This is a genomic window from Candidatus Pelagibacter sp. uisw_098 (assembly GCF_059512505.1).
Map to the genome: position 1 here is coordinate 528388 of NZ_CM183454.1, position 24756 is coordinate 553143.

Here is a 24756-nt window from a genome sequence, read left to right on the forward strand (position 1 = left end):
GTTATAAATAAAAACAGTTAAACAAATGAAAATAGTACATGCCCTCGTGGTGAAATTGGTAGACACAACGGACTTAAAATCCGTGCCTTTTTGGAGTGCCAGTTCGAGTCTGGCCGAGGGCACCACTAAATGAGAGATAAAGTATATTTAGTTTTTGATAGAACGAAAGCTTCTTTAAAGATTAAATCAAGCCTGATTAAAAAAGTTAACATTACATCTTTAAGACAATCCAAGATAATAATTGTTTTAGGTGGAGATGGTTTCATGCTTCAAACTTTAAAAAAATTACACAAATATAAAAAACCTTTTTATGGAATTAATTCTGGAAACTATGGTTTTTTGATGAATAAGTTTTCTAATAAAAACATTATTAAAAACTTAAATATCTCTAATAGTATAAAAATTTACCCCCTGCAAATGACTGTTACTAATAAAAGTAACCAAACAAAAAAATCAATAGCTATTAACGAGGTTTCTATTTTGAGACAAAGCAAACAAGCATCATCAATTTCTATTACAGCTAATAAGAAAAACATTATTAAAAATCTTATTTCTGATGGTGTTTTAGTTTCAACACCAGCAGGTAGTACAGCCTATAATTTATCAGCACATGGACCAATTTTAAATTTAGATTCAAGAAAACTAGCTGTTACACCCATTAGTCCTTTCAGACCTAGAAGATGGAAGGGCACAATTGTTAGTGATAAATCTAAAATTTTAATAAAAAATTTGGATACAAATAAAAGACCTATCAGTGCTGTCGCAGATAATTTTGAAGTTAGAAATGCAAAGATAATTAAAATTGAAGCTGATAAGAAAATTAGCTTTGAGTTATTGTACGATAAAAATAACAGTCTTCATAAAAAAATTAAGATTGAACAAACACGAAAAGAAACTTCAAATAATTAAGTGATGGTGCCCCGCACTGAGTCGAACCGCGGACCTATTAATTGCAAATCAAGACTCAATTCTTAAATAAGTATTATTGCTCAACGTTTATAGAAATTTACTTTCAGTTTGACCGCATTATATCCGCAGTGCTAGTATATTGGTTCATGAAAAAACTTTTAGGAATCATGGTTCTGGGGCTGTTGTTGAGTGGAAATACTTATTCTAATGAAGTTCAAGATCAAAAAGTATTAGAAACAATTCCAATGAAGTGTAGATATTTTACCTATAAAATTGATCGTGAAAAAGATTATGCAACTGTGTACAAAAAAGAGGCAGGTTATTGGAATATATATGCAAAAAGATCTAAAATAGATGAAAAAACTATTTTACCAGAAACTACATCAAGATCAGAAAAGTCAATAGAGATAGGAAAAGGTGGTTATAGATTAGAGACTTACGTAAAACATTCAGAGTTAACAAATGGAATTTGTAAACAATGCAAAATTATTTTAGATTTTAAAAAATTACGTAGAAAAGGGAAAGGTAATTGGAAGGGCAAACCTTATAATTTAAATGAGAAATGTAAATTGATAAAAAGCTAATAAAATTACGAGTCAGCTACGAGTAAAATAAACCTAAAGACTGATCAGCATTATAATTAGAGAGGACTAGAAGAGTGATTAGGGGCGTTCTGTTGCCCGGTGCCCTGGACTGTTCTTCTATAATTGTTATTTTGCAAAGATGTTGAAATACTAGAGGGTACAAAATTACCTAAAATCCCGCTACTAGCCCACCAAAGATATTGGTGCTAGGATCTTAGTTTATGAAAAAACTTTTAGAGATCATAGTTCTGGGTTTGATATTAAGTGGAAACGCTTATGCAGACAATATTTCAGACTTTGAGATTAAAGGAATGAGCATTGGAGAAAGCGCCTTAAAATATTTTTCTAAGAGTGAATTAAAACGTAATAATCAAAAAAATTGGTATAACAAAAATAATTAGTGTTGATTTAATTGAGTGATGGTGCCCCCGCACGGAGTCGAACCGCGGACCTATTGATTACAAATCAATTGCTCTACCAGCTGAGCTACAAGGGCATAGTGGATTTCTATTAAGAAATCTTAAACTAATCAAGAATTTTTTTTAAATAACTTAAATGATGGAATACAATTGCTGCACTATTTGAGATATTTAAGCTTTCTACATCATTATTTATATCAATCTTTACTAAAAAATCAGTATACTTACTCGTATGCTCTCTCATGCCAAATCCTTCCGACCCAAATAAAAGAACATTTTTTCCACTCCATTTAACATCAGTAAAATTTTTATCTCCTTTAGCATCAAAACCATAAACCCAAAAATTTTTTTCTCTCAAATTTTTAAGAGTTGAGTTAATGTTTGAAACTTCAAATATATTTAAATGCTCCATACAGCCACTTGCAGCCTTGTACATTAATTTACTATCTGACGGAAATTGTCTTTCTTTAACTATCAAACCATCAATATTAAATGATGCTGCACTTCTTATTAATGAGCCAATATTTCTTGGATCAGTTACTTCGTCGATACAAACAAACGTTAAATTATTTTTTCCTTTTATAAATTCTTTTAATTCAGGTTGGTCTAAATGTTCTACCTCAGCAATATAACCACTGTGCATCATTTGATCCTTAGAAGTATATTTATCTAATTCTTTTTTTGATTTAAAATAAACCTTAACATCTTCAAGAACATTTTTTTTAGGATTTTTTCTATGAATATTTTTTTTACTTTCTTCAGTTAAAAAAACTTTTAAAACCTTTCTATTGGGATTTCTGAGGGCTTCAATAACAGCATGCTGTCCAACGATCAAAAAAGATGATTTATTCATAAATTTACCATTGTTTATACGTATTTTGCCATGTTTTCACGGTAAATCTCGTGTTGCAATTGCATAATAAAAATATATAAAACGCATGTTGTTTGAAGCTTTATTGATAAAGGGGACACTTCCCCATTAAGGAGGGGTTCCAGAGCGGTCAAATGGGGCGGGCTGTAAACCCGTTGACTTCGGTCTTCGAAAGTTCGAATCTTTCCCCCTCCACCACTCAATAAAATTTTTTATGACAATGGAGTGTTATTCTTGATGTTGTGCGGGTGTAGTTCAATGGTAGAACGCTAGCCTTCCAAGCTGGATGTAAGAGTTCGATTCTCTTTACCCGCTCCAAGAAAAAAAGAAATTATTAATAAAACAAAAAACTGAGGTAAAAAAGAAATGTCAAAAGAAAAGTTCGTAAGAAACAAACCACACTGTAACATTGGTACAATTGGTCATGTCGACCATGGTAAAACAACTTTAACTGCAGCGATCACAATTACGTTGGCTGAAGTCGGTGGAGCAAAAGCGGTTGCTTACGATCAGATTGATAAAGCCCCTGAAGAAAAAGAAAGAGGGATTACAATTTCAACTGCTCACGTTGAGTATGAAACTGAGAAGAGACATTACGCACACGTAGATTGCCCAGGTCACGCTGACTATGTAAAAAATATGATTACAGGTGCGGCTCAAATGGATGGAGCAATTTTAGTAGTTAATGCTGCTGATGGCCCTATGCCTCAAACTAGAGAACACATTCTTTTAGGAAGACAAGTTGGTATTCCTTCAATCGTTGTTTATTTAAATAAAGTAGACCAAGTTGATGACAAAGATATGATTGAACTTGTTGAAGAAGAAATTAGAGAACTTTTAACCTCATATAAATATCCTGGTGAAACAACTCCTATCATTAAGGGATCTGCATTAGCTGCAGTAGAGCAAAGAGATGAAGAAATTGGAAAAAATTCTATTTTAGAATTAATGAAAGCTGTTGATGAATTTATTCCTCAACCAACTAGAGACGTTGATAAACCTTTCCTAATGCCTGTTGAGGATGTTTTTTCAATTTCAGGAAGAGGAACAGTTGCAACTGGTAGAATTGAATCGGGTGTTATTAAGACCGGTGAAGAAGTTGCGATAGTTGGTATCACAGATACTAAAAAATCAGTTTGTACTGGTGTTGAGATGTTTAGAAAACTCTTAGATTCTGGTGAAGCCGGAGATAATGTTGGTATATTATTAAGAGGCGTTGAAAGAGCTGACATTCAAAGAGGTCAAGTTCTTTGCAAACCTGATTCAATTACTCCGCACACTAAATTTGAAGCTCAGGCTTATGTACTAAAAAAAGATGAGGGTGGAAGACACACACCTTTCTTTACTAAATACAGACCTCAGTTTTATTTTAGAACAACCGATGTAACAGGTGAAGTAACGTTACCAGCAGGAACTGAAATGGTTATGCCTGGTGATGATGCTAAATTCACTGTTACTTTGATTACTCCAATTGCGATGAGCGAAAAATTAAACTTTGCCATTCGTGAAGGTGGTAGAACAGTTGGAGCTGGAGTAGTAACTAAAATTATAGAGTAAACTTCTATAGGAGTGTAGCTCAATTGGTAGAGCGCCGGTCTCCAAAACCGGAGGCTGAGGGTTCGAGTCCCTCCGCTCCTGCCAATAAGCTGAATAGTATATTATGAAAAACCCGATAAAATTTATCCAAGAAGTTAAACAAGAAGCTTTCAAAGTATCTTGGCCCACTGGTAAAGAGACGATGCAAGGTGCATTGATGGTGTTTGCTATGGCTGTAATTATGTCACTTTTCTTTTTACTTCTTGATCAAGTTCTTAAATTTTTATTGGAAGCTTTACTAAAGGTAAGTATTTAATGAAAAATTGGTATATTGTTCAATCTCACTCAAATTTTGAGAATAAAGTTGCTGAATTAATAAAAGAAGAAGCTGAAAAAGCAAAAATTTCTGATAAAATTGAAGAAATTGTTGTTCCAACTCATGATGTAACAGAAGTTAAAAGAGGAAAAAGAATTCAGAGAAAAAAGAAATACTTTCCAGGTTATGTCCTAATAAAAACAGAGATGGACAATGACCTTTATCATATGATTAAAAACTTAAAGAGAGTTAGTGGTTTTTTGGGCTCAAAAGGTATACCTGTACCAGTATCTGATAAAGAAATAGAAAAAATACTAGGTCAAATAAAAGATGGTGTAGCACAGCCAAAGTCTGGTATAGAATACACCATTGGTGAAAAAGTTCAGGTTGTTGACGGACCTTTTGCATCATTCAGTGGAATGGTTGAAGATATTGATGAAGAAAAATCTAGATTAAAAGTTTCTGTATCAATCTTTGGAAGACCAACACCTGTTGATTTAGAGTATAACCAAGTAGAGAAAGCAAGTTAATGGCAAAAGAAATTAGTGGATATATAAAATTACAGATCATGGGTGGTCAAGCAAATCCTGCTCCACCAGTTGGTCCAGCATTAGGTCAACGTGGAATTAATATAATGGAATTCTGTAAAGCCTTTAATGATAAAACTAAAGCATTTGCTGGAAAACCAATTCCAGTAATTATTACTGTTTACAAAGATAAAAAATTTGATTTTGAAATTAAATCACCACCCGCATCTCATTTTATTAAAGAAGCTGCTAAATTAAAAGGTGGATCAAAAGAACCTGGCAGAAGTATAGCTGGATCAATTACAAAAAAACAAGCTGAAGAAATTGCAACACAAAAAATGAAAGATCTTAATGCGCATAGTTTAGAGCAAGCTGTAAAAATTATTGCAGGATCAGCAAGATCAATGGGAATAGAGGTTAAAGACTAATGGCATCAAAAAGATTTAAACAATTACCTGAAAAAACAAAAGACCTAACGGCTGAGTTGATTGAAAAATTATTACCAGATGTTAAAAAAAACTGTACTACAAAATTTGACGAATCAATTGACTTAAGCTTTCAAGTAAATAACAAACAAAAAAAAGGTGAAGTTAACATTAGAACCGTAGTTAACTTACCAGGTGGAAATGGTAAAAAAGTAAAAGTTGCCGTTGTTTGTGAGGATACTAAAGCACAAGAAGCTAAAGACGCAGGTGCCGATATAGTTGGAAGTGATGAGTTTATTGACCAAATTAAAGCTGGTGAGCTAAATTTTGAAAAATTAATTTGTACTCCAGGAATGATGGTTAAACTTTCAAAACTAGGAAAAGTTTTAGGTCCAAAAGGTCTTATGCCAAATCCCAAACTTGGATCTGTTTCTGATGATGTTAAGCAAGCTGTAACAGATGCTAAATCTGGGCAAGCTGAGATTAGAAATGATAAAGATGGAAATATAGGTGTGAGTATTGGAAAAAAATCATTTCATGATGATCAATTGTTAAAAAATTATTATGCAATTTTAGACACTTTGGAAAAAGAAAAAGGTAACCTTACTTTAAAAGGTGATTTAATTAAAAATACTTTTGTAACATCCAGTATGGGTGTGTCGTACAAAGTTAAATTAGGAAAAGTTATATAGTTATGATGAGCAGGGAACAAAAAAAGAATTATATTACAGAGATGGAATCGCAGTTTCAAAATAATGAAGCTGTTTTAGTTACTCATTATCAAGGGCTTACCATGTCTCAACTTGATGAATTAAGATCTCAAATGAGAGAACATGGCATTAAATTTAAAATTACTAAAAATAGAATCACTAAGCTGGCAATTGAAAAAACAAAGTGTAAGGATCTTTCTAGCTTATTTTCAGGAGCCACAGCTGTAGCTTTTTCTGATGATGCTATTATTTCAGCAAGAATTTTATCAAAATTTGCAAAAACCAATGTAAACCTCAAGCTTTTAGGTGGAATAATGGGTGTTGATGTTTTGGATCAAGCCGGAGTTCAGAATGTAGCAAATTTACCAACATTAGATGAGGCTAGAGCAAATATTGTAGGAATTTTAGCAGCATCAGCATCAAAATTTGTAAGTATTTTACTTGCACGTTCCGAAAAAATGAGTAGTTTGTCACCAGAAAATTCTGAAAATAACCCTAAAGAAGTATAAAAAAATATGCCTGATCTAAATAAAATTATCGAAGATTTATCAAGTTTAACTGTAGTAGAAGCAGCTGAACTTTCAAAACAACTTGAAGAAAAATGGGGTGTTACAGCTATGGCTGCAGCAGCACCAGCAGCAGCAGCGGGTGGAGCAGTTGAAGAAGCAAAAGATGATTTTACCGTTATGTTAATTTCAGCTGGAGATAAAAAAATAAATGTTATTAAGGAAGTAAGAGCAGCAACATCTTTAGGTCTTAAAGAAGCAAAAGATTTAGTTGAAGGTGCACCAAAAGAAGTAAAATCTGGTGTTAACAAAAAAGATGCTGACGAACTTAAAGCTAAATTAGAAGCAGCCGGCGCAAAAGTAGAACTTAAATAAATTAATTAGAAAGAACCTAATTACTGATTGATTTTTAAATCGGTAACTATTTATAAATGCAATTATCTTTTACTCAAAAGAAAAATGTTAGAAAAAGCTTTGGTAAATTAGCTGAAACTTTATCTATTCCTAACTTAATTGAAGTTCAAAAAAATTCTTACAAACAATTAACAGATTTTGATTCAGAAGCTGGTGACTTGTCAAAAGGTTTTGATAGAGTTTTTAAAAGTATTTTCCCAATTGAAGATCTAAATGATAAAGCTACTTTGGAATATGTTTCATATAATTTAGATAAACCAAAATTTGATACAGAAGAATGTATTCAAAGAGGTTTGTCTTACACTTCTGCTCTTAAGTGTATTTTAAGATTAGTTGTTTATGAAATAGATCAAGAGAATAATACAAAAGATATTTTATCCGCGAAAGAACAGGAAGTTTACATGGGTGAAGTTCCCATGATGACAGGTAGTGGAACTTTTATAACTAATGGTGTGCAGAGAGTTGTTGTAAACCAAATGCATAGAAGTCCAGGTGTTTTTTTTGATCATGATAAGGGAAAATCTCATGCTAGTGGTAAACTTCTTTTTAATTGTAGAGTCATTCCAAATAGAGGTTCATGGTTGGATCTAGAGTATGATGTTAAAGATTTTTTATATTTTAAAATTGACAGAAAGAAAAAAATATTTGCATCGACATTACTAATGGCTTTGGGGTTAACTAAGTCCGAAATAGCAGATGAATTTTATGGTAAAGAAACTTATTTATTTGATGCTAAGACTGAAAAATGGAAGACAAAGTTTAATCCAGAAAATTATAAAGCTAAAAATTTTTCTGAAGAAGTTATTGATAATAAAACAGGTAAAATTATTATTAAACTTGGTGATAAAGTTAACTATTTAACTGCTAAAAAATTAGCAACTGATGGTTTGAAAGATATTTTAGTTTCTCAGGAATCTCTTTATGGAAAATATTTACATAGAAATGTTAAAGTAAGTGATGATGAAGAGGAAGGTACCTTTGGAATAGGTACAGAGTTGAACGATACAATTATTAACCAGATCTTAGAGGCTAAGATATCTTCAATTGAAATTTCAATTACTAATTCAATTAATAAAGGCCCTTATTTATTAGCTACTCTTTTAAATGACAAAAATAATAATAAAGAAGAAGCAATCACAGAAATTTATAAAGTTTTAAGACCTGGCGAACCACCAACTATAGAAATTGCGACACAAATTTTTAATAATTTGTTTTTCAGTTCAGTTAGATATGACCTTTCTGATGTTGGCAGAGTAAAGATGAATTCAAGATTAAGTTTAGAATGTTCAGACAAAATCACAATTTTAAGAAATGATGATATAGTAGCCATTGTTCATAAAATGTTAGATTTACGTGATGGTAAAGATGAGGTTGATGATATTGATCATTTAGGTAACAGAAGAGTAAGGTCTGTTGGTGAACTTGTTGAAAACCAAGCACGTATTGGTGTTTATAGAATGGAAAGAGCTATTAAAGAAAAAATGACAACTCTTGATATTGAATCAGCAATGCCACAAGATTTAATTAATGCAAAACCTTTAACGGTTTCCCTTAAAGATTTTTTTGTAAGTTCACAACTTTCACAATTTATGGATCAAACAAATCCACTATCTGAAATTACACACAAAAGAAGAGTTTCAGCTTTAGGACCAGGTGGTCTAACAAGAGAAAGAGCTGGATTTGATGTTCGTGATGTTCACCCAACTCACTATGGAAGAATTTGTCCAATTGAAACTCCAGAGGGACCAAATATTGGTTTGATTAATAGTTTATCCACTTATGCAAAAATTAATAAATATGGCTTCATTGAAAGTCCTTATAAAAAAGTTAAAAACGGAACCGTAGAAGATAAAGTTGAGTATTTATCTGCGATGGAAGAAACAAAATATACAATTGCACAAGCAAATGCGAAACTTGATAAAAATGGAAAAATTTTAGAAGAGTTAGTCCCTTGCAGAGAAAATTTAAACTTTGTTTTATCAAGACCTGAAAATATTGATTATATCGATGTATCACCAAAGCAATTAGTTTCCGTAGCAGCATCTTTAATTCCTTTCTTAGAAAACGATGATGCAAACAGAGCCCTAATGGGATCCAACATGATGAGACAAGCAGTTCCTCTATTGAAACCAGAATCTCCATTAGTTGGTACTGGTATTGAAAGTGATGTAGCTCTTGACTCAGGTGTTACTATTGTTGCTAATCGTGATGGTACAGTTGATAAAATTGATGGAAAAAGAATTGTAATTAAAGCGACTGAAGAAACAGATTTCACAAAATCAGGTGTAGATATTTATAACTTGCAAAAATTTAAAAGGTCTAATCAAAACACTTGTATTAACCAAAAACCACTAGTTAGAGTGGGTGATAAAGTTAAATCAGGTGATATTATTGCTGATGGTCCATCAACTAAATTAGGTGAACTAGCACTTGGAAAAAATGTAACTGTAGCATTTATGCCTTGGCAAGGTTACAATTTTGAAGATTCTATTTTGATCTCAGAAAGATGTGTAACAGATGATGTGTTTACCTCTGTTCATATTGTTGAATATGAGGTTATGGCCAGGGATACTAAACTTGGTGAAGAAGAGATAACTAGAGATATTCCAAATGTAAATGAAGAAGCATTAAAAAATCTTGACGAGTCAGGTATTGTCTACATTGGTGCTGAAGTTAAAGCTGGAGATATTCTTGTGGGTAAAGTTACACCAAAAGGTGACTCCGCATCTGGTCCAGAAGAAAAATTATTAAGATCAATTTTTGGGGAAAAAGCAATTGACGTAACTGATACATCTTTAAAAATGTCCAGAGGTAGTAGCGGAACAATTGTCGACGTTAGAGTTTTTAATAGACACGGTATTGAAAAAGATGAAAGATCTATAACTATTGAAAGAGCAGAAATTGAAACTGTTCAACAAGACAAAATTGTAGAGGAAGAAATTTTAGAAAGAAGCATAAAACAAAGAGCTAATCAAATTTTTTCGGGTGCTTCGCTAACCAAAAAAATTAAAGATTTAGAAATTGGAACTAAGCTTGACTTAGAAAATATAAACAAAATTACTATTAACGATCTATTTAAAATTACCGTTGGTAACGTTAGCGATGAAGCAAGTATTGCTCAATTAAAAGATCAGTATAATACTGCCAAACAAGATATTTTAGAAAGATTTGAAGATAAGGTTCTTAAAATTAGAAGTGGTGATGACTTACTACCAAGTGTTATGAAGATGGTTAAAGTCTTTGTTGCGATTAAAAGAAGATTAAGACCAGGTGATAAGATGTCTGGAAGACATGGTAACAAAGGTGTGGTTAGTAAAATTGTTCCTGTTGAAGACATGCCTTATAGAGAAGATGGACGACCAGTTGACATTGTATTAAATCCCTTAGGTGTTCCAAGTCGTATGAATGTTGGACAAATTTTAGAAACACACCTTGGATGGGCCTGTAAAGAATTTGGTGAAGAAGTAAAAAGGTTGGTAAATGAAAACAATAAGAAATTTGAAAAGACTCAAAAAATTTCTTCATTTTTAACATCTGTATATGGAAAAGAAGTGTTTGATGGTGGCATTGATAAATTAAACAAAACTGAATTTGCTGATTTATGTGAAAACCTACAAAATGGTATAGCTATAGCAACACCGGTATTTGATGGTGCTAAAGAGAAAGATGTTTCAGAAATGCTTGAACTAGCGAAACTACCAACATCAGGACAAACCAATTTATGGGATGGAAGAACTGGTGAAATGTTTGATAGACCTGTAACTGTTGGGATTATTTATATGTTGAAACTTCATCACCTTGTTGAAGATAAAATTCACGCTAGATCTACTGGGCCATACAGTCTTGTTACTCAGCAGCCCCTTGGTGGTAAAGCTCAATTAGGTGGACAAAGATTTGGTGAAATGGAAGTTTGGGCACTCGAAGCGTATGGTGCTTCTTATACTTTACAAGAAATTTTAACTGTTAAATCAGATGACGTAGCTGGAAGAGTTAAAGTTTACGAAACTATAGTTAAAGGTGAAGAAAATTTTGAATCGGGAATACCAGAATCTTTTAACGTATTAGTTAAAGAAATTAAATCATTAGCACTTAACATAGAGTTAAATTAAAAATGAAAAAAGAATTAACAGACTTATTTAAGAACAGTGAAATTTCAGAAGCTCAAAACTTCAGTAGTATTAAGATTACACTAGCAAGTCCTGAAAAAATTAAGTCTTGGACTTATGGTGAAATTAAAAAACCAGAAACTATTAATTATAGAACTTTTAGACCTGAAAAAGATGGTCTATTCTGTGCTAGAATTTTTGGTCCAATAAAAGATTATGAATGCTTATGTGGTAAGTACAAAAGAATGAAATTTAGAGGAATAATTTGTGAAAAATGTGGAGTTGAAGTCACCAAATCTAATGTGCGTAGAGAAAGAATGGGTCACATTAACTTAGCTACACCTGTTGCTCACATTTGGTTTTTAAAATCTTTGCCAAGTAGAATATCTCTCGCCGTAGATATGAAGTTAAAAGAAGTAGAGAGAGTTTTATACTTTGAAAATTTCATAGTTATTGAGCCTGGAATGACTACATTACATAAAAACCAACTTTTAAATGAAGAAGAATTAGCAAAATATCAAGATGAATTTGGTGAGGAATCCTTTGAAGCAGGAATTGGTGCTGAAGCTATTCTTAACATCTTAAAATCAATGGATCTTGAGTTAGAAAGAAAACTTTTAATTAACACGATAAAAGAAACTAAATCAAAAGTTAATGAAGAAAGATCTATTAAAAGACTAAAATTAATTGAGTCATTTATAGAAACTGGTCAAAAACCTGAGTGGATGATTTTAACTGTTATTCCGGTAATTCCACCTGAGCTTAGACCATTAGTACCCTTAGATGGTGGAAGATTTGCGACTTCAGATTTAAATGATCTTTATAGAAGAGTTATTAACAGAAATAACCGTTTAAAAAGATTAATGGATCTTAAGGCTCCTGATATTATTGTTAGAAATGAAAAAAGAATGCTGCAAGAATCTGTTGATGCTTTATTTGATAACGGCAGAAGAGGCAGGGTAATAACAGGAACTGGTAAGAGACCACTTAAATCTTTAGCTGAGATGCTAAAAGGAAAGCAAGGTAGATTTAGACAAAACTTATTAGGAAAAAGAGTGGATTATTCAGGTAGGTCTGTAATCGTTGTTGGTCCAGATCTTAAACTACATGAATGTGGTTTACCTAAAAAAATGGCTTTAGAGTTGTTCAAACCATTTCTATATGCAAGGTTGAATAAATTAGGACTAGCGTCAACAATTAAACAAGCAAAAAAATTAGTTGAAAAAGAAACTAATGCCGTTTGGGACGCACTTGAGCTTATTGTTAGAGAACACCCTGTATTACTTAACCGTGCTCCAACACTTCACAGGTTAGGTGTACAAGCATTTGAACCTAAGTTAATCGAAGGTGATGCTATTGAGTTGCACCCATTGTGTTGTGCAGCTTTCAATGCTGACTTTGATGGTGACCAAATGGCTGTACATGTTCCATTGAGCTTAGAAGCTCAATTAGAAGCAAGAATTTTAATGCTATCGACAAATAATATTTTAAGTCCATCAAATGGTAAACCTATTATTGTGCCAAGTCAGGATATGATTTTAGGACTTTACTATTTATCTCAAGCACCTTTTCAAACCGAAAAGCCTGATGGTTACTTTATAAATAACAATGAAATTGAACATGCGTTATCAACCGGTCAAATAAAAGTACACTCAACTATTGTTTCTAGATTTGAAACGCTTGATGAGAACGGAAACAAGAAAATTGAAAAATATACAACAACTGCTGGAAGATTCTTGTTGGCAAATTTATTACCTAAAAATAAAGATATCAATTTTTCAATGATAGACAGATTACTTCCAAAGAAAACAGTTTCTGAAATTATTGATAGTGTATTTAGATTTTGTGGTCAAAAAACTACAGTTATTTTTTGTGATCATTTAAAAGATTTAGGTTTCAAACACGCATTTAAAGCTGGTATTTCTTTTGGTAAGGATGACCTTGTTATTCCTGCAAACAAAGGGCAACTTATTGAAGATACTAAAAAATTAATAGCTGATTATGAAAACCAATATTCTGAAGGTTTAATTACCAGAGGAGAAAAATATAATAAAGTAGTTGATGCTTGGTCAAAATGTACTGATAAAGTAGCGGGTGAAATGATGAAGGGAATTTCAGCAACAGAAAGCACTCCAGATGGAATGAAAATTAACTCTGTATTTATGATGGCCGATAGTGGCGCAAGAGGATCAGCTGCACAAATGAAACAATTAGCTGGAATGAGAGGGCTTATTGCAAAACCTTCTGGTGAAATTATAGAAACACCAATTATTTCTAATTTTAAAGAAGGTCTTACTGCTCTTGAATATTTTAATTCAACTCACGGAGCCAGAAAAGGTCTTGCAGATACTGCTTTAAAAACAGCTAGTTCTGGTTATTTGACTAGAAGACTTTGTGATGTTGCTCAAGATCTTACCATTTCTAAAATAAAATGTGATAATCCAGGCTTTATTGAATTAGGTGAAATCCTTGAAGGTGGAAATGTAGTTGTTAGTTTATCTGAGAGAGCACTAGGTAGAGTTACGGCATTTGATGTAAAAAACCCTATCACAGGTGAAGTTGTAATTAAAAAAGATATAATGATTGATGAAGCTGCTTGCGATAAAATTGATGCAGCAGGTGTTAAATTCATCAAAGCTTATTCAGTAATGACTTGTAGTTCTAAAAAAGGGGTTTGTGCTACTTGTTATGGCCGTGATTTATCAAGAGGTAAAATGGTCCATGTTGGTGAAGCAATTGGCATGATCTCAGCCCAATCTATTGGTGAGCCAGGTACACAGTTAACTATGAGAACATTTCACGTTGGAGGTACTGCCTCTGTTAAACAGGAGTCGCAAATTGTTACGAAATCTAAAGGTACTTTAAAAATTATTAACTCTAATTTATTGGAAGATTCTAAGAAAAATCTAATTGTAATGGGAAGAAATACTCAACTTTCTATTGAAGATGATAATGGAGTGCAAGTTGCAGTTTATAAAGTTTCCTATGGATCAAAATTATTTTATCAAAATGGAGATAAAATTAATGCTAATGAAAAAATTTGTGAATGGGATCCTTATACAACTCCAGTTATTGCTGAAAAAAGTGGTATAGCAGGTTATGTTGATTTGATTGATGGAGTTTCTATTCAAGAAACCACAGATGATGCAACTGGTATTTCATCTAAATCTGTAATTGATTGGAGAGCTCAATCTAAAAATACTGATTTAAAACCAAGAATTACTTTAAGAGATGATAAAGGGAATGTTATTAAAAAAGCTGATGATAATGAGGCTAGATATTACTTAGTACCAGATTCAATTTTATCTGTTAAAGATGGTCAAAAAATATTTGCAGGTGACATCATTGCTAGACTACCCAAGGAAACTACGAAAACAAAAGATATTACGGGTGGACTGCCTCGTGTTGCTGAATTATTTGAGGCAAGAAAGGCAAAAGATAGTGCAATTATTGCTGAAAATGATGGACAAGTTCTATTTGGAAAAGAAGTTAGAGGAAAACAAAAAATTTCTATTCAACCGGAAAATGGCGAACCATCTAACTATTTAATTCCTAAAGGTAAACATATCAACTTTAACCAAGGTGAAAAAATTAAAAAAGGTGAATATCTACTTGATGGACAACCTTTACCTCATGATATTCTTAGAATTTTAGGAATAAAAGACTTAACTGAATATTTTGTAAACCAGGTACAAGAAGTTTACAGATTACAGGGTGTGATAATTAACGACAAACATATTGAAACTATTTTAAGACAAATGCTTAAAAAAGTTGAAGTTAAAGTATCTGGCGATTCGTCTTATTTACCTGGTGAAATGATTGATAGAATTAAATTTGATATTACAAATGAAAAACTTGTTGCAGAAGGAAAAAACCCAGCTACAGGTGAAAGAGTTTTAATGGGAATTACAAAAGCATCACTTCAGACCGAATCATTTATTTCAGCTGCATCGTTCCAAGAAACTACAAGAGTTTTAACTGATGCTGCTATTAAGGGTAAAGTTGATCCTTTAAATGGCTTAAAAGAAAATGTTATTGTTGGTAGACTAGTTCCAGCTGGTACTGGTCACATTAAGAATAAATGGAATAAAAATGCAATTGAAGCTGACAATAAATTTTTAGCAGATCAGGACAAAATAGAGCCCGTTGAAGCTGCAGAAGCACCTGCAAACCAATAAAAAAAACATTTTTAAATTGTAGTTTTAGTTTGACAAAGTTGAATTAAACAGTATTTTGACGATGTTTTTGGTTGGAATGTAGTACCTACTTTACAGTACTAAACGCTGCCACAAAATAACCTGTCAGTTATTTTCATTCAAAAATAAATTAATTAATTAAAAAATTTATGCCAACTATTAATCAGTTGTTAAGAAAGAAAAGAACTAGACCTGTAGCAAGGAACAAAGTTCCTGCACTAGAAAAACAACCTTTAAAAAGAGGTGTTTGTCTTAAAGTTTACACAACTACTCCTAAAAAACCGAACTCTGCATTAAGAAAGGTTGCAAGAGTAAGGCTTTCAAATGGCTTTGAAGTTACAGCTTATATTGGTGGTGAAGGCCATAACCTTCAAGAGCACTCAGTAGTTTTAATTAGAGGCGGTCGGGTAAAAGATTTACCTGGTGTTCGTTACCATATTCTTAGAGGAAATCTAGATACTCAAGCAGTTGCAAATAGAAAGAAACGTAGATCTTTGTATGGAACTAAAAAAGGTAAATAATTATGTCTAGAAAAAAAACACAACCAAAAAAAATTGTTACACCAGATCCAATATTTAAATCAACTATAATTCCAAAATTGATTAACTCGATAATGTATGATGGAAAAAAAGTTGTTGCTGAAAAAATTGTATATGAAGCAATTGAAAAAATTAAATCAAAAACTAAAGAAGAGCCAATTAATGTTTTTAATGAAGCGATAAATAATATTAAACCTACAGTAGAAGTTAGATCACGAAGAGTGGGTGGCGCAACTTACCAAGTTCCTGTTGAGGTGAAATCAAATAGAGCTCAAGCACTTGCTATTAGATGGTTAGTTGATGCTTCAAGAAAAAGGAAAGACAAGCATATGTCTGATAAAATTTTTAATGAACTGTACGATGCTTACGAAAAAAAAGGATCAGCAGTTAAAAAAAGAGAAGATGTACATAAAATGGCGGAGTCCAATAAGGCTTTTGCTCATTTTAGGTGGTAAAAAATTATGGCTAGAATAAATACATTAGACACATATAGAAATATTGGAATTATGGCTCATATTGATGCTGGTAAAACCACTACTACTGAAAGAATTTTATACTACACAGGAAAAAGTCATAAAATTGGTGAAGTTCACGATGGTGCTGCAACTATGGATTGGATGGAGCAAGAGCAAGAAAGAGGAATTACAATTACATCTGCAGCGACAACTTGTTTTTGGAATAATCATAGAATTAATATTATTGATACTCCTGGTCACGTAGACTTTACTATTGAGGTTGAAAGATCTCTAAAAGTTTTAGATGGAGCTGTATGTGTTTTTGACGGTGTTGCAGGTGTTGAACCTCAATCAGAAACGGTTTGGAGACAAGCTGATAAATATAAAGTACCAAGAATTTGCTTTGTAAATAAATTAGATAGAACTGGTGCAGATTTTTACAGGTGTGTGGACATGATCAGAGATAGACTTGGTTGCAAACCTTTAGTTATACAGGTGCCGATAGGTATTGAAGCTAACCTATCCGGCGTTGTTGACTTAGTTAAAATGAAAGCTCAAGTTTGGAAAAATGAAGCTTTAGGTGCTGAATGGGAATACAAAGAAATTCCTGATGATCTAAAAGAAATTGTTCAAAAATATAGAACTGAACTTGTTGAAACTGCCGTAGAACAAGATGAAAAATTAATGGAAAGTTATTTAAATGGTGATGAAATTAAAGAAGAAGATTTAATTAAATGCATTAGAAAAGGGACTCTAAACTTTAGTTTCGTTCCAATAACTACTGGTTCGGCATTTAAAAACAAAGGCGTTCAACCATTGCTTGATGCGGTTATTAATTATTTACCGAGTCCAATTGATATTGGCTCAATTAATGGAACTAAACCAGGAACTGAAGACGTTGTTGAAATGAAATTTGATGATGGAGCTGGTTTTTCTGCTCTAGCCTTTAAAGTTGCAAATGATCCATTTGTTGGATCATTAACTTTTATAAGAATTTATTCTGGGACAATTAAAACTGGAACTGCAGTTTATAATACTTCAAAAGAAAAAGAGGAAAGAGTTGGCAGAATGCTTTTAATGCATGCAAACTCTAGAGAAGACATTAAAGAAGCGAATGCAGGGGATATTGTTGCGTTAGCTGGTCTTAAATACACTATAACGGGTCACACTTTATGTGATGAGGCTAACCCTGTTTTATTAGAGCCAATGGAATTTCCTGAGCCAGTAATTGAAATTGCTGTAGAACCTAAAACAAAAGCAGACCAGGAAAAAATGGGCGAAGCTTTGGCAAGATTAGCAAAAGAAGACCCTTCATTCAGAGTAACTTCAGATGAAGAATCTGGTCAAACAATAATTAAAGGTATGGGGGAATTACACTTAGATATCATTGTTGATAGAATGAAAAGAGAATTTAATGTCGAGGCAAACATAGGTGCTCCACAAGTTGCTTACCGTGAAACTATTCAAAATGCTTCTGAGTTTGAGTATACACATAAGAAACAAAGTGGTGGTGCTGGTCAGTTTGCAAAAGTTAAACTTTTAGTAGAGCCACAAGAGCCAGGCAAAGGTAGAGAAGTTGATAGTAAAATTAAAGGTGGATCTATTCCAAAAGAATTCATTCCAGGTGTTGAGAAAGGTATTGAAACAATATCTGATGGTGGAATTTTAGCTGGCTTCCCAATGATAGATTATAAAGTTACAATTTTAGATGGATTACACCATGATGTTGACTCAAGTGTTCTTGCGTTTGAGTTAGCTGGTAGAGCTTGCTTTAAAGAAGCTTGTACTAGAGGTGGATTAAAATTGTTAGAGCCAGTAATGAGAGTTGAAGTAGTAACACCTGAGGATTATATGGGCGATGTTATCGGTGACTTAAATAGCAGAAGAGGTCAAATAAGCGAACAAGAAAGCAGAGGAAATGCAACTGTAATAACAGCAATGGTTCCTTTAGCTAATATGTTTGGATATATAAATAGTTTAAGATCAATGTCTCAAGGAAGAGCTCAATATTCAATGTTCTTTGATCATTATTCTAAAGTCCCACAAAACGTACAGGATGAAGTAACCAAAAAAATTGCTGGATAATTATTATGGAAAAACAAAATATTAGAATTAAATTAAGAGCTTACGACAACAAGATCTTAGATGCATCTACTGAAGAAATTGTTAACACTGTTAAGAGAACAGGTGCAACTGTCAAGGGTCCAATACCACTACCAACTAGAATTGAAAAATACACAGTTTTAAAAGGACCTCACATTGATAAAAAAAGTAGAGAACAATTTGAAACTAGAACGCACAAAAGATTGATTGATATCATTGAGCCTACACCGCAAACTGTAGAAGCTTTAATGAAACTAGATTTAGCATCAGGTGTTGATGTGGAGATAAAAATTTAATTATGACTGAAATAGCATTAGTTGGAAAAAAAATAGGTATGACTAGAGAGTTTTACAAAACTGGTCGTTTAGTTCCTGTTACTGTAATTAAAATGGAAAAAGCTAGAGTTATTAATGTGATCGAAGAAGATAAACGTGGATACAAAGCTGTACAATTAGGATTTGGTAATATTAAAAGTTCAAAATTGACAAATGCTATGAAGGGCATGTACGCAAAGAAAAATACAGAAGCAAAGAAAATATTAAAAGAATTTAGGGTAAAAGATACCGAAATATATAAAGAAGGTAACGAATTTGGTTTAGAAATCTTTAATGAAGTGAAATTTGTAGATACTACATCAAAAACTATTGGTAAGGGATTTGCTGGAGCAATGAAAAGACATAACTTTGGTGGTTTAAGAGCTACTCACGGTGTTTCAGTTTCACACAGATCACATGGTTCAACAGGTCAAAGACAAGATCCTGGAAAAGTTTTTAAAGGTAAAAAAATGGCTGGTCATATGGGCGATAGAGTTAGAACTATGCAAAACCTAGAGATTATCAAAGCTGATTTAGAAAATGAATTATTGTATGTAAAAGGTTCAATACCTGGTTCTAAGAATTCAGAAATACTTGTTAAACAGTCAGTTAAGATTATCAACAAAATGACTATCAAAGAAAAAATTGCTGCTGCTGAAGAAGCTAAAAAAACACCTGATAAAAAGAAAAGATAATGAAAATAGATAAAATAAATTTAGATGGAAAAAAAGACTCTATTGAAGTTTTAGATAAAATTTTTTCAGCAAAAATAAATAAAAAATTAGTAGATAACGTTTTATATAAAACTAACGCTAACTACAAAGGTAGACACGCAAAAACTAAACAGCAAAATGAAATTGCTGGATCTACTTCAAAAATCTATGCTCAAAAAGGAACTGGTGGAGCACGTCATGCCAGTAGAAAGGCCCCAATTTTTGTTGGTGGTGGTGTAGCTCATGGTCCAAAAGGTCAACTGGCTTATAAAAAAAGAAAACTTAATAAAAGTGAGAAAAAATTAAGTATAGCCTCTCTGATTACTGAAAAAAATAAACTTAATAACCTTTTAATCTTTAGTGATTTTGCAACTGAAATAAAAAAAACTAAAGAGATGGACTCAATCATTAAAAAATATGAACTAACTCATTCATTAATAATTCTAGACAAAAGTTCCAAAGAAAAAGTTGAAAAATCTATGAGAAACATACCAAATGTTAAAGTTACGGACATCAATCACTTTAGCGCTTTTGATATTATTAAATTTAAAAAAGTTGTGTTTACAGAAAGCTCAATAAAAGAATTAGAAAAAAGGTATTCTTAAAATGGATAAAATACATTTATACGATAAAATTTTATCACCGATGGTGACTGAAAAGACTACAAATCTATCAGAACAAAATAAGATAGTATTTAAAGTCCCAAGAGAAGCTAATAAAACTAATTTAAAAAAAAATATTGAAAAAATTTTTAAAGTTAACGTTATCAAAATTAATATTATTAATAAGCAAAATAGAAAAGTTGTTAAAAGAGGTAAAAAAGTGAATATTCAAGGTTATAAAAAAGCAATTATAACTCTAAAAAAAGGTCAAAGTATTGATCTAACAACAGGAATTTAAATAATGGCATTAAAAACATTTAAACCATATACAAAATCTACTAGAGGAACAGTTCTTGTTGATAGAACTGGTTTATGGAAAGGCAAACCTTTTAAAATGCTTGTTGAGCCTAAAAACTCAATGCGTGGAAGAAATAACAATGGTCATATCACATCTCGAAATATGTCCGGTGGTGGGCACAAAAAAATGTATAGACTTGTCGATTTTTACAGAAAAAAATTCGATGTACCTGGTACTGTTGAGCGTATTGAATATGACCCAAATAGATCATGTTATATTATGTTGATTAAATTTGAAGATGGAACTCATTTTTATTATTTAGCGCCTCAAAAAATTAACGTTGGTGATGTTGTGGAAAATGGCTCTGCAAAAGAGATTAAAGTTGGAAATTGTATGCCGTTAAGAGATATTCCAGTCGGTGTAAACGTTCATAATGTTGAATTACAACCAGGTGGTGGTGGGAAAATTGCTAGATCAGCTGGCACTTCTGTTACCATAAGTGGTTTAGATGGTAATTATTCATTAATTAAAATGACTTCTGGTGAAGTCAGAAAAATAGATTCAAGATGCATGGCAACAATTGGTGTTTTATCAAACCCAGATCAAAAAAATATTAAAATTGGTAAGGCTGGAAGATCAAGATGGCTAGGTAGAAGACCTCATACTAGAGGAGTTGTGATGAACCCAGTTGATCACCCACATGGTGGAGGTGAAGGTAAAAGTGCTGGTGGAAGACATCCAGTATCGCCGACAGGCCAGGGTGCAAAAGGATTAAAAACAAGAACAAATGCAAGAACAGATAAGTTTATAGTTAAAAGAAGAAATAAAAGAAAGGATACTAAAAAATAATGGCTAGATCAGTATGGAAGGGTCCTTTTGTTGAAGAGAGCTTAATTAAAAAAGTTGAAAAACAAAAATTAGACCCAAAAAAAATGCCAATTAAAACATGGTCAAGAAAATCAACTATAATTCCTGAATTTATTGGTGTTAGTTTTTTGATTTATAACGGAAAAAAATTTATACCAGTTACCATTTCTGAAGATATGGTTGGACACAAACTTGGTGAGTTTTCACCAACAAGAACATTTTTTGGTCATACCCCTGCAGATAAAAAAGCTAAACCCGCAACAGCAGGTAAGAAATAATTATGAATAAGAAAAAGAAAATTAATAGAGTTAAATTTGATACAGTTAGATCAGTAAATAATAATATTAGATCTAGTGTAAGAAAACTTAATCCAATTCTCAAGGCAATTGTTGGAAAAAAAGTTGATGTTGCTATTAGAGAATTACAATTTTCTGCAAAAAGAATAACTAGAGAAATTAGAAAAACTGTTTCATCTGCGATTGCTAACGCAGAAAACAATAATCAATATGATATAGATAAATTGATTGTTAAAGAAGCTTATTGTGGAAAAAAAGTTGTTATGAAAAGATTTAGACCTAGAGCAAAGGGTAGAGCTGCACCAATTTTAAAACCATATTCAACAATTACAATTATATTATCAGAAGCAAAACAAATGGAGAGTCATGGGACAAAAAGTTAATCCAATAGGTTTTAGACTTGGCGTAAATAGAGGATGGGACTCTGTTTGGTATGCTAAAAAGAAAGATTTTGGAAATTATTTGATTGAAGACTTTAAAATTAGAGCTTACATCAAAAAAAATGTAGTTAACTCTGGTGTATCAAAAGTGATGATTGAAAGAACTTCAAATAAATGCTTTGTTACAATCTACACTTCAAGACCTGGGTTTGTTATTGGTAAAAAAGGTAGTGATATTGATAAAATTAAAAATAATTTATCTAAATTTACTAGCAACGAAGTGTCTTTAAACATTAAAGAGGTTAAAAAACCTGAAACTAACGCATTTTTAGTAGCTGAAAATATTGCACAACAACTTATAAAAAGAATATCATACAGAAGAGCTATGAAGAGAGCTATGCAATCTTGTATGAGATTAGGCGCTAGAGGAATTAAAGTTTCAATAAGCGGTAGACTTGGTGGAAATGAAATCGCAAGAACAGAATGGTTGAGAGAAGGAAGTATTCCATCTCACACATTAAGAGCTGATATTGATTATGATGAAGCTGAAGCTTTAACAACTTTTGGAATTATTGGAATTAAAGTTTGGATTTATAAAGGTGAAGTATTTGCAAGAGAATTCAGTCAAGAAACAAATAAAGTAATACCTAAAGAGGCTAAAGAATAATTATGTTACAACCGGTTAGAACAAAATATAGAAAAGCACACAAAGGTAGAATTCATGGAACAGCCACTCGAGCTGCAAAGATTAACTACGGTTCATTTGCATTAAAAGCAATGGCACCCGAAAGAATTATTGGAAAACAAATTGAGGCTGCAAGAGTTGCTTTAACTAGACATATGAAAAGACAAGGTCGTGTTTGGACTAGAATTTTTCCAAATATTCCAGTTTCTAAGAAGCCTGTTGAAGTACGTATGGGTAAAGGTAAGGGTGCTCCTGAATATTGGGCATGCAGAGTTAAACCAGGTAGAATTTTATTTGAAATTGATGGAGTTTCAGAAGCAATTGCAAAAGAAGCGCTTTATAAAGCATCTGCAAAATTACCAATTAAAACTAAATTTATAAAAAGATTTGCATAGTATGAAAAAACAAGAAATTAAAAAATTATCTAAAGATGAGGTTTTAAAAAATATAGATAAATTGAAAAAAGATTTGTTTAATTTTAGATTTCAAAGAATTAACTCTGAAATTAAGGATCCATCAAAAATTGGACAAACAAAAAAAACGATAGCAAGATTAAAAACTATACTAAGGGGAAAATTAAATGCCTAAAAAAATATTAACAGGGGTAGTGACTAGTGATAAACCGAATAAAACTATCACTGTTGCAGTAGAAAGAAAATACTCACATCCTGTACTAAAAAAAGTTGTTAAAGTTAAAAAGAAATATAATGCTCACGATGAAAACAATAAATTTAAAACAGGAGATACTGTTTCAATAATTGAATGCAAACCTTTCTCTAAAAATAAAAAATTTCAAGTAATGGATGGTTCTAAATGATACAAGTACAAACAGAAATGTTAGTCGCAGACAACACTGGTGCAAAAAGAATTGAATGTATTAAAGTTCTGGGTGGATCTAAGCGAAGATATGCTAGCATTGGTGACACAATTGTTGTTGCTGTAAAAGAGGCAATACCTAAAGGTAAAGTTAAAAAAGGTTCAGTACACAAGGCTGTTGTGGTTCGTGTTAAATATGGAATTCATAGAGAAGATGGATCAAAAGTTAAATTTGATAACAATGCTGCTGTTTTAGTTGATGACAAGGGTGAGCCAGTTGGAACCAGAATTTTTGGTCCAGTTACAAGAGAATTAAGAAATAGAGGTCAAATGAAGATAATTTCATTGGCTCCTGAGGTATTATAAATGATTAAAAAAGGTTCTAAAGTTAAAGTATTAACTGGAAGAGATAAAAAAAAAGAAGGTGAAGTTATAGAGATAGACAGACCTAATAACAGAGCAAAAGTTCAAGGAATTAATATTGTGAAAAAACACGTTAAAACTACAAAAGAAAAAAAAGGTGGAATTATTTCTAAAGAAAGCTTTATACATATTTCTAACCTTGCACTTGCTGATGCTAAAGAAAAAATTAAAAAAACAGAGGCTAAAAAATAATGACACCAAGATTAAAAGAACTTTATTACAAAGAAATTCAGCCTGCACTTAAAGAGCAATTAGGTTTTAAAAATACTTTTCAAGGACCAAAACTTCTTAAAGTTGTTATTAACATGGGTTTAGGTCTTGATGGTGCTGATGCTAAAATTATGAAATCTACTGAAGAAGATTTAGGAAAAATTACAGGACAAAAACCTACAGTTACAAAATTTAAGAAATCTGTTGCTAACTTCAAAACAAGGAAAGGCACTAACGCAGGTTTAAAAGTTACTTTAAGAGGAAACAAAATGTATGAATTTGTTGATAGACTAGTCAACATTGCCTTACCTAGAATTAAAGATTTTAGAGGGCTGTCACCTAAAGGTTTTGACAAATTTGGTAATTATACTTTTGGAATTAAGGAACATATAATTTTTCACGAAGTTAATTTTGATAGAATAGACAAAATTAGAGGTCTGGATGTGGTTGTTGTAATAGCTGCCATGAATAAAGATCATAGTTTTGCTCTTCTAGAAAAATTAAATTTTCCATTTATCAAAAAAGGAGACAATTAA

The 24756-nt window shown here is 32.1% G+C and carries 30 protein-coding genes and 5 tRNA genes; 33 read left to right on the plus strand and 2 right to left on the minus strand.

The window, feature by feature from the left end; translation table 11 throughout:
* Nucleotides 1-40: 40 nt before the first annotated feature.
* The 4 genes from AC5YF9_RS02785 (at nt 41) to AC5YF9_RS02800 (ending at nt 1894) form a co-directional block, all read left to right on the plus strand.
* Nucleotides 41-125, plus strand: a tRNA-Leu gene (locus tag AC5YF9_RS02785).
* Between the two features lie 4 nt (nt 126-129).
* Nucleotides 130-909, plus strand: a complete 780-nt coding sequence (locus AC5YF9_RS02790) for an NAD kinase (RefSeq protein ID WP_415304580.1) — start codon at nt 130-132, stop codon at nt 907-909.
* A 146-nt stretch (nt 910-1055) separates the two neighbouring features.
* Complete coding sequence (locus tag AC5YF9_RS02795; RefSeq protein WP_415304582.1) at nt 1056-1493, plus strand: hypothetical protein; 438 nt, start codon at nt 1056-1058, stop codon at nt 1491-1493.
* A 221-nt stretch (nt 1494-1714) separates the two neighbouring features.
* Entirely contained in the window at nt 1715-1894 is a 180-nt protein-coding gene (locus AC5YF9_RS02800; RefSeq protein ID WP_415304583.1) for a hypothetical protein, read from the plus strand.
* A 19-nt stretch (nt 1895-1913) separates the two neighbouring features.
* Here AC5YF9_RS02800 and AC5YF9_RS02805 read toward each other — a convergent pair.
* A tRNA-Thr gene (locus AC5YF9_RS02805) sits at nt 1914-1989 on the minus strand.
* Between the two features lie 29 nt (nt 1990-2018).
* Complete coding sequence (gene rlmB / locus AC5YF9_RS02810) at nt 2019-2765, minus strand: 23S rRNA (guanosine(2251)-2'-O)-methyltransferase RlmB (RefSeq protein WP_415304585.1); 747 nt, start codon at nt 2763-2765, stop codon at nt 2019-2021.
* A gap of 130 nt (nt 2766-2895) precedes the next feature.
* Between rlmB and AC5YF9_RS02815 the strand changes: the two genes are divergently transcribed.
* From AC5YF9_RS02815 to rplE, 29 genes are all read left to right on the plus strand, one after another.
* Nucleotides 2896-2981, plus strand: a tRNA-Tyr gene (locus AC5YF9_RS02815).
* Nucleotides 2982-3027: 46 nt separating this feature from the next.
* Nucleotides 3028-3101: transfer RNA gene (locus tag AC5YF9_RS02820), tRNA-Gly, on the plus strand.
* Nucleotides 3102-3149: 48 nt separating this feature from the next.
* Entirely contained in the window at nt 3150-4340 is a 1191-nt protein-coding gene (tuf, locus tag AC5YF9_RS02825) for an elongation factor Tu (protein WP_415304587.1), read from the plus strand.
* 8 nt (nt 4341-4348) lie between these two features.
* Nucleotides 4349-4424 (plus strand) — tRNA-Trp (locus AC5YF9_RS02830).
* A gap of 19 nt (nt 4425-4443) precedes the next feature.
* The gene (secE, locus tag AC5YF9_RS02835) at nt 4444-4635 is read left to right on the plus strand and encodes a preprotein translocase subunit SecE (RefSeq protein WP_006996799.1); all 192 of its coding nucleotides are present in this window, start codon (nt 4444-4446) and stop codon (nt 4633-4635) included.
* Nucleotides 4635-5165: a transcription termination/antitermination protein NusG gene (gene nusG, locus AC5YF9_RS02840; protein WP_415304588.1), complete on the plus strand. Its 531-nt coding sequence runs from the start codon at nt 4635-4637 to the stop codon at nt 5163-5165. The genes secE and nusG overlap by 1 nt, the downstream gene beginning before the upstream one ends.
* Nucleotides 5165-5590: a 50S ribosomal protein L11 gene (gene rplK / locus AC5YF9_RS02845; RefSeq protein ID WP_415277713.1), complete on the plus strand. Its 426-nt coding sequence runs from the start codon at nt 5165-5167 to the stop codon at nt 5588-5590. The genes nusG and rplK overlap by 1 nt, the downstream gene beginning before the upstream one ends.
* Nucleotides 5590-6279: a 50S ribosomal protein L1 gene (gene rplA / locus AC5YF9_RS02850; RefSeq protein ID WP_415304590.1), complete on the plus strand. Its 690-nt coding sequence runs from the start codon at nt 5590-5592 to the stop codon at nt 6277-6279. The genes rplK and rplA overlap by 1 nt, the downstream gene beginning before the upstream one ends.
* A gap of 5 nt (nt 6280-6284) precedes the next feature.
* Nucleotides 6285-6806, plus strand: coding sequence for a 50S ribosomal protein L10 (gene rplJ / locus AC5YF9_RS02855; RefSeq protein ID WP_415304592.1), 522 nt, complete (start codon nt 6285-6287; stop codon nt 6804-6806).
* 6 nt (nt 6807-6812) lie between these two features.
* Entirely contained in the window at nt 6813-7178 is a 366-nt protein-coding gene (gene rplL, locus AC5YF9_RS02860) for a 50S ribosomal protein L7/L12 (RefSeq protein ID WP_415304594.1), read from the plus strand.
* Between the two features lie 56 nt (nt 7179-7234).
* Nucleotides 7235-11326 carry a DNA-directed RNA polymerase subunit beta gene (rpoB, locus tag AC5YF9_RS02865; RefSeq protein WP_415304596.1) on the plus strand — a complete coding sequence of 1364 codons (4092 nt, stop codon included), beginning with the start codon at nt 7235-7237 and terminating at the stop codon, nt 11324-11326.
* A gap of 2 nt (nt 11327-11328) precedes the next feature.
* A complete protein-coding gene (gene rpoC, locus AC5YF9_RS02870; RefSeq protein WP_415304597.1) occupies nt 11329-15501 on the plus strand; it encodes a DNA-directed RNA polymerase subunit beta' in 4173 nt (1390 codons plus the stop codon).
* Nucleotides 15502-15668: 167 nt separating this feature from the next.
* Nucleotides 15669-16040, plus strand: coding sequence for a 30S ribosomal protein S12 (gene rpsL, locus AC5YF9_RS02875; protein ID WP_169036396.1), 372 nt, complete (start codon nt 15669-15671; stop codon nt 16038-16040).
* Between the two features lie 2 nt (nt 16041-16042).
* Entirely contained in the window at nt 16043-16513 is a 471-nt protein-coding gene (gene rpsG, locus AC5YF9_RS02880) for a 30S ribosomal protein S7 (protein ID WP_415304599.1), read from the plus strand.
* Nucleotides 16514-16519: 6 nt separating this feature from the next.
* Nucleotides 16520-18598, plus strand: a complete 2079-nt coding sequence (gene fusA, locus AC5YF9_RS02885) for an elongation factor G (RefSeq protein ID WP_415304601.1) — start codon at nt 16520-16522, stop codon at nt 18596-18598.
* A 5-nt stretch (nt 18599-18603) separates the two neighbouring features.
* Entirely contained in the window at nt 18604-18912 is a 309-nt protein-coding gene (gene rpsJ / locus AC5YF9_RS02890) for a 30S ribosomal protein S10 (RefSeq protein ID WP_271492964.1), read from the plus strand.
* A 2-nt stretch (nt 18913-18914) separates the two neighbouring features.
* Nucleotides 18915-19625 carry a 50S ribosomal protein L3 gene (gene rplC, locus AC5YF9_RS02895; RefSeq protein WP_415304603.1) on the plus strand — a complete coding sequence of 237 codons (711 nt, stop codon included), beginning with the start codon at nt 18915-18917 and terminating at the stop codon, nt 19623-19625.
* Nucleotides 19625-20248 carry a 50S ribosomal protein L4 gene (rplD, locus tag AC5YF9_RS02900; protein WP_415304605.1) on the plus strand — a complete coding sequence of 208 codons (624 nt, stop codon included), beginning with the start codon at nt 19625-19627 and terminating at the stop codon, nt 20246-20248. The genes rplC and rplD overlap by 1 nt, the downstream gene beginning before the upstream one ends.
* Before the next feature lies 1 nt (nt 20249).
* Entirely contained in the window at nt 20250-20543 is a 294-nt protein-coding gene (gene rplW, locus AC5YF9_RS02905; RefSeq protein ID WP_415304607.1) for a 50S ribosomal protein L23, read from the plus strand.
* 3 nt (nt 20544-20546) lie between these two features.
* Nucleotides 20547-21392, plus strand: coding sequence for a 50S ribosomal protein L2 (gene rplB, locus AC5YF9_RS02910; RefSeq protein WP_415304609.1), 846 nt, complete (start codon nt 20547-20549; stop codon nt 21390-21392).
* Nucleotides 21392-21688, plus strand: coding sequence for a 30S ribosomal protein S19 (gene rpsS, locus AC5YF9_RS02915; protein ID WP_415304611.1), 297 nt, complete (start codon nt 21392-21394; stop codon nt 21686-21688). The genes rplB and rpsS overlap by 1 nt, the downstream gene beginning before the upstream one ends.
* Nucleotides 21689-21690: 2 nt before the next feature.
* The gene (gene rplV, locus AC5YF9_RS02920) at nt 21691-22089 is read left to right on the plus strand and encodes a 50S ribosomal protein L22 (RefSeq protein ID WP_415304613.1); all 399 of its coding nucleotides are present in this window, start codon (nt 21691-21693) and stop codon (nt 22087-22089) included.
* On the plus strand, nt 22073-22753 hold the full coding sequence (rpsC, locus tag AC5YF9_RS02925; protein ID WP_415304615.1) for a 30S ribosomal protein S3: 681 nt from the start codon (nt 22073-22075) through the stop codon (nt 22751-22753). The genes rplV and rpsC overlap by 17 nt, the downstream gene beginning before the upstream one ends.
* 2 nt (nt 22754-22755) lie before the next feature.
* Nucleotides 22756-23166 carry a 50S ribosomal protein L16 gene (gene rplP / locus AC5YF9_RS02930; RefSeq protein ID WP_271525610.1) on the plus strand — a complete coding sequence of 137 codons (411 nt, stop codon included), beginning with the start codon at nt 22756-22758 and terminating at the stop codon, nt 23164-23166.
* Between the two features lies 1 nt (nt 23167).
* Nucleotides 23168-23359 carry a 50S ribosomal protein L29 gene (gene rpmC / locus AC5YF9_RS02935; protein WP_415304617.1) on the plus strand — a complete coding sequence of 64 codons (192 nt, stop codon included), beginning with the start codon at nt 23168-23170 and terminating at the stop codon, nt 23357-23359.
* A complete protein-coding gene (gene rpsQ / locus AC5YF9_RS02940; protein WP_415304619.1) occupies nt 23352-23588 on the plus strand; it encodes a 30S ribosomal protein S17 in 237 nt (78 codons plus the stop codon). Before rpmC ends, rpsQ begins: the two co-directional genes overlap by 8 nt.
* Nucleotides 23585-23953, plus strand: coding sequence for a 50S ribosomal protein L14 (rplN, locus tag AC5YF9_RS02945; protein WP_415304621.1), 369 nt, complete (start codon nt 23585-23587; stop codon nt 23951-23953). Before rpsQ ends, rplN begins: the two co-directional genes overlap by 4 nt.
* Nucleotides 23954-24202, plus strand: a complete 249-nt coding sequence (rplX, locus tag AC5YF9_RS02950) for a 50S ribosomal protein L24 (RefSeq protein ID WP_415304622.1) — start codon at nt 23954-23956, stop codon at nt 24200-24202. It begins immediately after the preceding gene.
* Nucleotides 24202-24756, plus strand: coding sequence for a 50S ribosomal protein L5 (rplE, locus tag AC5YF9_RS02955; RefSeq protein WP_415304624.1), 555 nt, complete (start codon nt 24202-24204; stop codon nt 24754-24756). Before rplX ends, rplE begins: the two co-directional genes overlap by 1 nt.